This is a genomic window from Marinicella litoralis (genome assembly GCF_002591915.1).
Lineage (GTDB): Bacteria > Pseudomonadota > Gammaproteobacteria > Xanthomonadales > Marinicellaceae > Marinicella > Marinicella litoralis.
In genome coordinates this window covers 41,600-54,137 of record NZ_NIHB01000006.1, presented here as the reverse complement: position 1 = coordinate 54,137, position 12,538 = coordinate 41,600, and the positions used below count along the sequence as shown (strand labels likewise).

General features: G+C 43.9%; 11 protein-coding genes. 1 reads left to right on the top strand and 10 read right to left on the bottom strand.

From position 1 onward, the window contains the following. Positions 1–15 precede the first annotated feature (15 nt). On the bottom strand, positions 16–585 hold the full coding sequence (gene orn / locus CCS90_RS13560) for an oligoribonuclease (protein WP_099020118.1): 570 nt from the start codon (positions 583–585) through the stop codon (positions 16–18). Between the two features lie 89 nt (positions 586–674). Between orn and rsgA the strand changes: the two genes are divergently transcribed. Beyond that, positions 675–1,553 (top strand): ribosome small subunit-dependent GTPase A, encoded by an 879-nt coding sequence (gene rsgA / locus CCS90_RS13555; RefSeq protein ID WP_099020117.1) that lies wholly within the window; start codon positions 675–677, stop codon positions 1,551–1,553. Positions 1,554–1,568: 15 nt separating this feature from the next. Here rsgA and CCS90_RS13550 read toward each other — a convergent pair whose 3' ends face one another. From CCS90_RS13550 to CCS90_RS13510, 9 genes are all read right to left on the bottom strand, one after another. Beyond that, entirely contained in the window at positions 1,569–2,009 is a 441-nt protein-coding gene (locus CCS90_RS13550; RefSeq protein WP_099020116.1) for a nucleoside deaminase, read from the bottom strand. A gap of 27 nt (positions 2,010–2,036) precedes the next feature. Continuing rightward, a complete protein-coding gene (hydA, locus tag CCS90_RS13545; RefSeq protein WP_099020115.1) occupies positions 2,037–3,479 on the bottom strand; it encodes a dihydropyrimidinase in 1,443 nt (480 codons plus the stop codon). Positions 3,480–3,509: 30 nt separating this feature from the next. After that, positions 3,510–4,952: an NCS1 family nucleobase:cation symporter-1 gene (locus CCS90_RS13540; RefSeq protein ID WP_099020114.1), complete on the bottom strand. Its 1,443-nt coding sequence runs from the start codon at positions 4,950–4,952 to the stop codon at positions 3,510–3,512. A 160-nt stretch (positions 4,953–5,112) separates the two neighbouring features. Further along, complete coding sequence (locus CCS90_RS13535) at positions 5,113–5,982, bottom strand: nitrilase-related carbon-nitrogen hydrolase (RefSeq protein ID WP_099020113.1); 870 nt, start codon at positions 5,980–5,982, stop codon at positions 5,113–5,115. Between the two features lie 56 nt (positions 5,983–6,038). Next, positions 6,039–7,535: a CoA-acylating methylmalonate-semialdehyde dehydrogenase gene (locus tag CCS90_RS13530; RefSeq protein ID WP_099020112.1), complete on the bottom strand. Its 1,497-nt coding sequence runs from the start codon at positions 7,533–7,535 to the stop codon at positions 6,039–6,041. 302 nt (positions 7,536–7,837) lie between these two features. Further along, entirely contained in the window at positions 7,838–9,148 is a 1,311-nt protein-coding gene (gene aptA / locus CCS90_RS13525) for an omega-aminotransferase AptA (RefSeq protein ID WP_099020111.1), read from the bottom strand. A gap of 49 nt (positions 9,149–9,197) precedes the next feature. Continuing rightward, positions 9,198–9,683 carry a hypothetical protein gene (locus CCS90_RS13520; protein WP_099020110.1) on the bottom strand — a complete coding sequence of 162 codons (486 nt, stop codon included), beginning with the start codon at positions 9,681–9,683 and terminating at the stop codon, positions 9,198–9,200. A gap of 41 nt (positions 9,684–9,724) precedes the next feature. Next, positions 9,725–10,990, bottom strand: a complete 1,266-nt coding sequence (preA, locus tag CCS90_RS13515; protein ID WP_099020109.1) for an NAD-dependent dihydropyrimidine dehydrogenase subunit PreA — start codon at positions 10,988–10,990, stop codon at positions 9,725–9,727. Further along, a complete protein-coding gene (locus tag CCS90_RS13510) occupies positions 10,983–12,338 on the bottom strand; it encodes an NAD(P)-dependent oxidoreductase (protein WP_099020108.1) in 1,356 nt (451 codons plus the stop codon). The genes preA and CCS90_RS13510 overlap by 8 nt, the downstream gene beginning before the upstream one ends. Between the last annotated feature and the right edge of the window lie 200 nt (positions 12,339–12,538).

Genomic DNA, 12,538 nt, shown 5'->3' with positions numbered 1-12,538 from the left:
GATTGAAACCACCGCTTATAAAGTCGGTGGTTTTTTTTGTCCTGCAATTTCGCCCATAAACTGGCGATAGTATTTAAGCTCTTTGATTGATTCCTCAATGTCAGCCATTGCCAAATGCTGTCCTGTCTTACTGAAACCGTCCAACAGTTGAGGGTTCCATCTTCTGATCAACTCCTTGATTGTGCTCACATCAATTTGACGGTAATGGAAATAATTCTCTAGCTTAGGCATCCACTTAGCTAAAAATCTGCGGTCTTGGCAAATACTGTTGCCACACATCGGAGATGAATGAATTGGTACATGTTCTTGTAAAAACTCTATGGTCAAAAGTTCCGCTTCTTTGGCAGAAACATCAGATTCCAAAACACGATCCCAAAGTCCTGAATTACTGTGGTGTTCTGTGTTCCAGTCATCCATCGCCAACAATGTCTTTTCACTTTGGTGAACCGCAATACTGGGGCCTTGAGCAATGATTTCTAATTCTTGGTTGGTTACGATGGTGGCAATTTCGATGATATGGTCTTTGGCTGGATTTAAGCCTGTCATTTCCAAATCGATCCAAATTAAATTACTTTTATTGCTCATTGAGTATTCCTTGATGATGTCAGTGTGTATTTTACCTTGAAGTACTGCTGTTTGTTGGATTAATCCATCATTTCAGTTACCATGTCGCTATGACAGATTTATATCGAGTAAGCTCAACCCAAAAAACCACAGCCACTTTAATCAACTGTGATGATCACAGTAAAATCAAGGCTTTCTTTGCTCGTAAAATGAAACCAATCTGCGGTGATGTGGTAGAAATTGAAGCTTCTAAATCTGCTTATGTGATTAAAAAAATTCAAAAACGATTCAACAGCTTTTGTCGTGCAGACAACCGAGGTCGCAAACAACACATGGCAGCCAATGTGGATCAAATCATGATTGTCATGGCTGTCGAACCATTCCCAACCAGAGACATCTTGAACCGTTATTTGGTGACAGCAGAGCATGAAGACATTGAACCGATTTTAATCTTCAATAAATCTGACATTGATTCAAAAGTTTTTATCAGCATCATCAATCAATACGAGCAGTTGGGGTATAACGTCTTCAAAACTTCTAAAGATGAAGTGGCAAGCATCAATGATATTAAACCGTTACTGAAGGATAAAACCACCGTCATTGTTGGGCAATCCGGTGTAGGTAAATCATCCATCACCCGTGTCATGATGCCATCGGTGGTATTAAAAACAGGAAAATTGTCTGATAAGACGGGTAAAGGCGCACACACCACCAGTGTGACACAGATGTATTATGACGAACCATTGAATGCCAACATCATTGATTCGCCGGGTGTGTGGGAATATGGTTTATGGATAATGACTCCCCATGAAATCGCTGGTGGTTTCAGGGAATTTCAAGATTACTTGGGACAATGCAAATTCAGTAATTGTACCCACATTCATGAACCACAATGTGCCATCATGCAAGCTGTCAAAGACAATAAAATCAGGGAAAATCGCTACCACTCCTTTTTGCGGATTGTCGATTCTATGAAGTACTGGGCTTAGCCAAAACTGATCAAACTATTCCCCGATGTCTTCGTTCCAAAGCTCAGGTTTATCGGCAATAAAGTCTTCCATCATTTTAATACATTCTTGGTTGTTCACAACTTGGACATCTACGCCTCTGGAGCGAACATAATCTTCAGGCCCTTGAAAGGTTTTGTTCTCACCTACGATCACTTTAGGAATTCCATACAGTAAGGCTGTTCCACTGCACATATCACAAGGCGACAAGGTTGAATATAAAGTGGCTCTTTTATAGTCTGCGGCTTTGATTCTGCCGGCATTTTCAAAACAATCCATTTCAGCATGTAAAACTGCACTGCCTTTTTGCACCCTTTGGTTGTGCCCACGACCCACTATTTTTCCGTCTATCACCAATACCGAACCAATGGGAATACCACCGGTTGCCAAGCCTTTTCTGGCCTCTGCAATGGCAGCCTGTAAAAATTCATCTGTCATCATTCAATCCTTTATTCAACATTATGCTTAAGTTCTTTTAACCGGTTTTGGCTGATTTAATTTGGCTTGTTTTTTCAATGCAGAAAATACCGGTTGAAAAGCCTTTCTTTTGATGTATGTGCCAGTATTTTTCTCAGCCCTGAGATCGCCATTGATATACACCAAACGACCATTACTGATGGTGTGCGAAGGAACACCTTTCACTTTCATTCCCTCAAAGATATTAAAATCAATATTCTGATGATGGGTTTTTCTGGAAATCGTTTTGGTCCCTTCTGGATCCCATACCACGATGTCAGCATCAGCACCCACTTGAATGGTGCCTTTACGTGGATGGATGTTAAATATCTTCGCCGTATTGGTCGAAGTCACCGCCACAAACTCTTGTGGTGTTAATTTTCCGGTACCAACGCCATGAGTCCATAATACCGTCATGCGGTCTTCGATACCCGCCGTACCATTAGGAATTTTACTGAAATCATCCTTCCCTGCGGCCTTTTGCTCGGCGCAAAAACAACAGTGATCCGTAGCTGTGGTTTGTAGATTTCCAGATTGCAAACCCTGCCACAGTGCTTTTTGATGTTCTGGCTTTCTGAATGGTGGAGACATCACATGCGCAGCCGCCGATTCGAAATCAGTGTTTAAATAAACACTGTCATCCAACATCAAATGTCCGGCCAAAACCTCTCCATACACCCTTTGCCCATTGGATCGAGCACGGGTGATTTCTTCTAAAGCGTCAATGGTTGAAACATGCACCAAATACAATGGCACGCCAATCACTTCAGCCAACTTGATGGCACGGTTAGCCGCTTCTCCTTCAGCTGCTGGCGGACGAGACAAAGGATGGGCTTCTGGACCGGTCATCCCCATCGCCAATAATTTTTTCTGCAATTGAAAAACCATTTCGCCATTCTCTGCGTGACACGTAGGCAAGGCGCCCAACTCTAAAGCCCTAGAGAAGCTGTTGTACATGATTTCATCATCTGCCATGATGGCGTTTTTATAGGCCATAAAGTGCTTGAAACTGTTAACCCCTTCCTCATGAACCAACGTACCCATATCTTTATATACGCTGTCATCCCACCAGGTCACCGCCACATGAAAAGAATAACTTGAACAGGCTTTTTCTGACCATTCACGCCACTGCTTGTAGGCATCCATCAATCGCTGTTGTGGACTGGGAATCACAAAATCAATGATCATGGTGGTACCACCAGCCAGTCCAGCCGCTGTACCGGTAAAAAAATCTTCTGTAGCCACAGTTCCCATAAATGGCAATTGCATGTGGGTATGCGGATCAATGCCACCTGGCATGACATATTGACCGCTGGCATCAACAAGCTCTGCACCTGATGGTGTCTCGAGATCTTTACCAATGGATTTAATCACTCCATTCTCACAATATACATCTGCTTGGTAACTTTGACTGTCTGTGACAACAGTGCCGCCTTTGATCATTATTGACATAATATTTTCTCCACCAAAATTCAATCCACTTTATTTGTTTTTATTCAACACCAAATACACAATTCCTGCAATGAAAAGTCCAACAAACCAAGCATAACTGTAAAGGGTGTCAAATATGCTTGGTACACTTTCAACGATACCGGCAGCGTGTAAAAATCCAGGTAAATTAGGTAATATTCCCAGCAACAAAGCGAACATTCCAGCCGAATTCCAAGCACCATATTGTCCCTCATGATCAAATAAATCAACGGCTTCCAGCTCACTTTTTCGTACCAGAAAATAATCCACTATCAAAATTCCAGCAATAGGACCCAGTAAAGCAGAATAGCCAATCAACCATACAAATAAATAGCCACCGGCTGTTTCTAATAGTTTCCAAGGGAATATAGCTATGCCTATGGCTGCGGTGATATAACCACCCATTTTGAAACTGATTTTACGTGGGTTCAAATTTGAAAAGCCATACGCAGGCGCCACCACATTGGCAGCCAAGTTGGTGGTTAATGTAGCCACCACCAATGCAGCCAGAGCCACCAATACACCCACGCCTCCCATTTTCCCAGCCAAGGCCACGGGATCCCATATGGCCTCTCCAAAAATGGTTACAGTCGCTGAAGTCACCGCCACACTGATAAATGCAAACAGGGCCATGGGTAGGGGGAGACCGATTGCTTGTCCAATGATTTGGTCTTTTTGTGATTTTGCAAAACGGGTAAAATCCGGAATATTCAAAGCCATGGTGGCCCAAAAGCCCACCATAGCAGTTAAACTCGCGACGAAGACACCGAAGAATTGACCTTCGCGTGGTCCACCTTCCGCAAACTGTGAAGGTGCTGACAACATTTCACCAAAGCCACCTGCTGTATAATAGGCCCAGCCTAATAACACCAAACCCATACCAATTAAAAATGGGGCCGCGTAAGTTTCTAACCAACGGATACTTTCTGTGCCGTGTTTGATGAAGTACAAATGCATGGCCCAAAACCCAAGGAATGAAATAAACTGCCCGATATCAATTCCGAAGAATGGTAATGGTGAACCTGATATGGCTCCACCAGTCAATGCATTGATGATGACATAAATGGCTGAGCCACCAACCCATGTGTTGATACCAAACCAACCACAAGCGACCAGCCCACGAGCCAGCGCTGGTATGCGCGCGCCCTTGGTACCAAAGGATGAACGCAATAACACAGGAAATGGGATGCCATGCTTAGCACCCGCATGCCCAATCAACATCATCGGAACCAACACTATCACATTGCCCAATAACACTGTGATCACTGCTTGCCACCACGACATGCCCTCTGCCACCAATCCACCAGCCAACATATATGTCGGCACACAAACCACCATGGCAACCCACAAGGCTGCGTACGATTTCCAATCCCAGGTCCGTTGGTCTTGAGTTGTCGGTGCCAGATCTTTGTTCCAAAGATCATCTGCTTGTCTGATTTTATTATTTGCGTTCATATTTGTTCCTGATTTGTTTAATCATGAAGTCATTTATATTGTCATCCTGAGCGAAGCCGAAGGATCTCAAACAGCCTAGGTTGAACTTAATCATCATGAGGTTCCTTCATGTGCTTCGCTTAGTCGGAATGACAACGTAATTTAATTTACTGACCACCTATCACTCACCATCTGTCAACTTGCCGTAGGTACTGGGTCTACGGTCTCGGAAGAATTGCCAAGTGTTTCTGACTTCTTGAATCATGTCCATATCCAAGTCATGCACAATCAATTCATCTTGATCACGGCTCGCTTGTTTTTCAATTTGACCGCGAGGATTAACAAAATAGGTTTGCCCATAAAACTCACCAATATTCCAAGGTTCTTCTGTGCCCACTCGATTAATGGCACCAATCCAACAACCATTGGCCGCTGCGGCAGCAGGCTGCTCAAGTTTCCACAAGTATTCAGACAGACCAGCCACTGTCGCTGATGGATTGACAATATACTCCGCGCCATTCAAGGCCAAAGCACGCCAACCTTCAGGAAAATGACGGTCATAACAAATATACACACCTAATTTACAATACTGGGTTTGGAATACCGGCCAGTTTGATGCGCCCGGTTTGAAGAAAAACTTCTCCCAGAAACCAGCCACTTGAGGAATGTGGGTTTTGCGGTACTTGCCTAAGTAACTGCCATCGGCATCTATCACTGCAGCGGTGTTGTAATACACACCACTGACGTCGTCTTTTTCATAAATCGGCACCACAATGACCATTTTGTATTTGGCTGCATAGGTCATCATGAGCTGGGTGGTTGGGCCTTCAGGAATGGATTCAGCACTGGCATACCACTTACTGTCTTGACTGGGACAAAAATAGGGTTGAGTGAAGACTTCCTGAAAACTCAGCACTTGCACACCCTGCTCACCCGCCGCTTCGATCATCGGTATGTGCGCTTCAATCATCGCTTTCCTGATGGTTTCCGGATCATTGTCGGTTGAAGATTTGAGTCCCATCTGTATAAGACCAGCTTTCAGTGTTGCCATATTGTTTTCCTCTTTTATTGTTCTTTATTTAATTTATCATTTGTCTCACCAAGTAACTAATTCATACTTGGGAAATTAAACTGTGCACCTGATCTGATGCCTGTTGGCCACCTGGATGTCACTGTTTTTAATTTGGTGTAAAAATGTACGGCCTCGGGACCATAGATACCATGGGCGCCAAATATGGAACGTTTCCAACCGCCAAAGCTGTGGTATGCCACGGGCACTGGAATCGGCACATTGATGCCCACCATACCCACTTGGATTTTCGATGCAAAGTTTCTGGCAGCATCACCATCTCTGGTGAATATAGCGGTGCCATTACCGTATTCATGCGAATTAATCAGCGCCACCGCTTCGTCATAATTTTTAGCTCGCAATACCGATAATACAGGGCCAAATATTTCTTGTTTATAAACCGACATCTCCGCTTTCACATGGTCTAACAAAGTGGCGCCTACCCAAAAGCCTTGTTCATAACCATCAACCTGATGGTTTCTGCCATCGACCACCACATGAGCACCTTCGGCTTCACCTTGGGTAATCATGCCTTCAATGCGAGATTTGGCTTCTGCAGTAATCACCGGCCCCATTTCAGCACCTTCTTGATTATAGGGACCAATGTTCAACGCCTCGACTTGTGGTTTGAGTTTAGCAATCAATCGATCGGCCGTTTCATCACCCACTGGAACGGCCATACTGATGGCCATACAGCGTTCACCAGCGGAACCGAAGCCAGCACCCATCAGTGCATCTGCTGCTTGATCCAAATCAGCATCTGGCATAATGATCATGTGATTTTTCGCGCCACCCAATGCCTGTACGCGCTTACCAGAGGCGCAACCTCGGGTATAAACGTATTCAGCAATCGGTGTTGATCCTACGAAACTAACGGCTTTGATGTCAGGATGGTCCAAGATGGCGTCAACGGCTTCTTTGCCACCATGTACGACATTTAGCACGCCAGCTGGTAAGCCAGCTTCAATAAACAAATCGTGTACCAAATTGGCGCTGGATGGATCACGTTCTGATGGTTTTAAGATAAAAGAATTGCCAGTAGCCAAAGCCATTGGAATCATCCACAAAGGCACCATCGCTGGAAAATTAAACGGCGTGATACCAGCCACCACGCCCAAGGGTTGCCGTTCAGAATGGGTATCAATACCGGGCCCCACATTGGCATTGAAATCACCTTTGAGTTTTTCTGTGATACCACAGGCATATTCAACCACTTCCAATGCACGAGTCACTTCACCCAAGGCGTCGTCGTGAGTTTTACCGTGTTCTTTACTGATGGTCAATGCCACTTCATCGGCGCGATCCATCAACAACTGACGCATGTTAAACATAACCGCAGCTCGTTTAGCCGGTGCTGTGGCAGACCACAATTCAAAGGCCGCTAATGAAGATTTAACTGCAGTGTTCACTTCATCCGAACCACCCAAAACCAATTCACCGCTTTGTTGACCGTTGGCCGGGTTAAAAACCGCTTGGGTTTGACCTGATGAACCCGAAGTTCTTTGTCCGTTTATGATGTGTTGTATTGTTGCCATAATTAAATCTCTTTTATTCTCATGTATATTCTATTCATTTAATGCCCTAAAACCACATCTCACAAAACCTCAAACCTCTTAAACCTTTTAAAGCTCTTGCTAAAAACTATTTTTTCGCACGGAGCTCGCAAAGGCCACTGAGGTAAACTTTAATTTACTTCAATATTTGAGGGTTGTTGACTTCAGTCAACCCTTTTAAAATCAACCTGATTAACAGGTCGGCTAAAGCCAACAACCCATTCGAATAATTGTTTGCTTACTCTGTGTTCTTTGTGTTCTCTGTGCGAAACTTATTTTTAAAATTAATCAAGTGACTGAATTATTTTTCGCAGGGTTTCAAAAGCGAAATCAATGTGTTCTTTTTCAATAATTAGCGGCGGTGATAAGGCAATCGTATCACCCGTGGTACGAATCAATAAACCGGCATCATAGGCCTGTAAAAAAGCATCAAAAGCACGAGCCGTAGGTGCACCTTCTCGGGGCCTCAATTCGATCCCCGCAATTAAGCCTAAATTTCTTAAATCTATCACATGATCTAAATCACGCAATGAATGCACCGCATCCTGCCAATAATCAGACAATTCAGCGGCTCGGGTTAATAAGCCTTCTTCTTCATAGGTATCCAGGGTTCCCATGGCTGCGGCACAAGCCATAGGGTTACCTGAAAATGTATAGCCGTGAAAAAATTCAACCATGTTGTCAGGTCCATGCATGAAGGCATCGTATATCTTGTCTTGGGCAAACACCGCACCCATAGGAATCACGCCATTGGCCAAACCTTTTGCGGTGGTGACTAAATCGGGTTCTACACCAAAGAAATTAGTGGCAAATGGTGCCCCCAATCGACCAAAACCAGTAATCACTTCATCAAAGATCAACAAGATGCCATGTTGGTCACAAATACTGCGCAACCGCTCTAAATAACCCTTCGGCGGTAACAACACCCCTGCCGAACCAGCCAAAGGTTCAACGATCACCGCTGCAATGGTGGACGCGTCATGTAATTCAATCAAACGGATTAAGTCATCTGCCAATTCAGCACCGTTTTCTGGCTGTCCTTTAGAAAATGTATTGCCAGCAACACCATGCGTATGTCGAATGTGATCGACACCATTGACCAAAGAACCAAACATCTTGCGATTGGCAGGCATACCGCCTACAGATGTACCGCCGAAATTGACCCCATGATAGCCTTTCTCACGACCTATCAGTCGCGTGCGATGCCCTTCGCCCCTCACCCGATGGTAAGCAATGGCCATTTTCAAAGCGGTTTCTACCGATTCTGATCCTGAGTTGGTAAAGAATATCTTATTCAAATCACCAGGCATTAAGTTGGCCAAACGTTCTGCCAACTCAAATTGTTTGGGATGGCCCATTTGGAAGGCTGGCGCATAATCCAACTCACCGGCTTGTTGGCGAATGGCTTCCACAATGCGCGGGCGATTATGACCGGCGTTACAGCACCAAAGCCCGGCGATGCCATCCAGCATTTGTCGACCATCTTCAAGCTTGAAATACATGCCATCAGCACCCACCACCAACCGTGGTTTGGCTTTGAATTGTCGATTGGCCGTAAATGGCATCCAGTAATTTTCTAAGTTTTGTGTTGTCATATTGTTTATATCTTTTTTTTAACCATGAATGGCAGGAAGTCAATGAAGTTTAGTTTTCAAATTCATTGACTATCTCATTCATCATAACAAAGCCTCTTTTGGGCTTACCATCTTCATCTATTTCAAACAGTTCCCAAGCACTTTCTAAACCATCTTCAAAACAGTGACCTCCTCCCAATAAGGAAAACATTCCATATAGGACATCTTTTTGTGACTCTCTGATGATATGTGTTAAAGCAGACCTATCAACATTGCTTTCTTTAACTGACTTAACCGCTGAAAGTAAATTAGGCTTTTCTGGTAAAAACCCAGTTGAATATAAATCATCTCTGCCTATGCGAAATTCAAGATCTTTTATAGTTGCATCTAACCATTCTGTTTGATTAGGTTTTTGAATCAACTTTAACGACTCTCTAACAAAAAGCATAGAGAGTGCTATGGCAGATTCTTTGTCATCACATTGCTTCAACCAATACTCTTGATTCGTTGCGTTCGTTTTTTCAAAAACCTTTTTTAATAAATCTTGTTCCTTCATTGTTTTCTCTTCATTCCCTTCAAGTACTTCATGGTAATCATTTAAGAGTTCATCGGATTTAAAGGATGTTCTGGCCAAGTCATTTCAGGCAGTCCATTGTCAACCGGCACCATATCTATACAATCGGGGACTGGGCAGACATGTTGGCATAAATTACAGCCCACACATTCATCATCAATCACAGTGAAGGTTCGCTTGCCATCCTCGGCCACATCAAAGGCAATGGCCTGGTGGCTGGTGTCTTCACAAGCAATGTGACAACGACCACATTCAATACAAGATTCAGTATCTATCAAAGCTTTGGTGTCAAAATTCATGTCCAAAGCATTCCAGTCAACCGTGTTGCCTACGGCTTGACCACGAAAATCATCTAATGACTGATAACCTTTGTCATCCATCCACTGACTGAGTCCAGCAATCATGTCATCGACTATGCGAAAACCATACAACATCGCCGCAGTACACACTTGTAAACCGTCGGCACCCAAAGCGATGAACTCGGCCGCATCGCGCCAATTTTCAATACCACCAATGGCAGAAATCTGTAAATCTTTGGTGTCATTGTTGCGCGAAATTTCAGCCACCATGTTCAACGCAATTGGCTTAACTGCAGTGCCACAGTAACCGCCATGAGTGCCTTGACTACCAACCACTGGGGTAGGTGCCATGGCATCTAAATCCACTGAAACAATTGAGTTGACGGTGTTGATCAAAGCCACGGCATCTCCACCACCGGCTTGAGCGGCTTCAGCCGCCCACAAAATATTGGTGATATTGGGTGTGAGTTTAACCAACACTGGAATATCAACCACTTCTTTCACCCAGCGGGTGACCTTTTCCACCATCTCTGGCACTTGACCAATCGCCGATCCCATACCGCGTTCACACATGCCATGAGGACAACCCAAATTCAATTCAATGCCATGTACACCGGCATCAGCTATTTTCACTGCCAGTTCTTTCCATGCACTTTCTTCAATCACCGCCATCATCGAACCTATGATGACTCGATCTGGCCATTCTTTGCGCACTCGTTTGATTTCATCCAGGTTCACTTGTAAGGGTCGATCAGAAATCAATTCGATGTTATTGATCCCTATTATTTCGTTGTTGTTTTTATGCACACCATAACGGCTAGATACATTGATTACCGGTGGATCCACACCCAGGGTCTTCCATACCACACCACCCCAGCCAGCTTCAAAAGCCCTGACTACATTGATGTATTTATCGGTCGGTGGCGCTGAGGCCAACCAAAACGGATTGATGCTTTTAATCCCAGCAACGGTACAACTTAAATCAGCCATGATTCACCTCCTTCATCATCAACGCTACATCAATGCAATGCGCTGCTTGCTTACCGTCTTCCACCGCTTGCACGGTTAAATCTTCACCCAATTGAATCGCATCACCACCTGCATAAACACCGCTTAGCGATGTTTCATATCGATCATTAACCACTATTTTTCCGCAGTGAGTCTCTATATCAGTCAAAACAGAGTTATTCAGTTTTTGACCAATGGCTTTCAACACCTGATCCGCTTTTATTTGATAGGATTGGCCAGAATTTACCAACTTATTGTGTTTGATTTTGGTTTTATTGAATTCAATCGCCTTGACATAATCTTGGCCCTTGATTGAATTGGGTGCCGCCCATAGATGTATGTTCACGCCATTGGTGCGGGCTAAATTAACTTCCCATTCAGTGGCACTCATGTGTTCTTCGCCACGTCGATAGACCAAATTCACGTTGGCTGCGCCTAATCTTTTGGCTTGAACTGCCGCATCTATGGCGGTATTGCCAGCGCCGATGACCACCACATCATTGCCAACTTTAACTTTTGATTTGTCTTTGGCTTGTCTGATTTGTTCAATGAAATCCACCGCATCAGCTACACCAACAACGTCCTCATTGTCCAAACCCAAAGAATATGTATTGGTTAATCCTACACCGATAAATACCGCATCAAACTCCTTTCTCAACTGATCAATCGATATGTGCTCACCCAGCGCTTGATTGTATTTAACTTCAATGCCACCAATTTCCAATAAAAATACCACTTCACGTTGAGCAAAGTCATCCACCATTTTATAGGCTGCCAAGCCATATTCATTCAAACCACCTGGCTTATCTTTGGCTTCAAATACTGTAACCTGATGACCCAGCATGGCAGCCCTATGAGCACATGATAAGCCGGCTGGCCCAGCACCAATCACCGCAACTGACTTGCCTGTTTCTGGGTTTCGCGTGAATGGATGAGCCTGACTTTCAACCATAAAATGATCAACAGCAAATCGCTGCAAGTGCCCTATTTCAATCGCATGATCTTGCTCGTTGTTTAATACACAGGCTTCCTGACACAAAACCTCGGTCGGACAAACCCGAGCACAAGTACCACCCATGATGTTTTCAGCCAAAATGGTTTTGGCTGAGCCGATGATGTTATCAGTACGAATTTGGTGAATAAAGGTCGGAATATCTATGCCGGTTGGACAGGCTTTTATACAAGGCGCGTCATAACAATAAATACAGCGATTGGCTTCTGCGACGGCTTGTTGCACACCTAAGGGTTCATGCAAATCTGAAAAATTTGATGCTATGGATGCTGTGGATAGCGGTTTTCCATCAGCTGAGCAGCACGGTTTTAGCGCCATATATCAGTCCTCTTTATAATTATTATTGTCGTTATTATTTGTGCCAGGACCGATGAATCTGCTTTATGAGAATACAGTGATTCTATTCAAAGATTTGATTATTTGATTGAATCAACAATCAAACAAGAGATTTACCATCGCCATTTATCAGTTTACTATTGAATAAAAGACCAGCCATCAATAAATCCTAGGTATTAAAA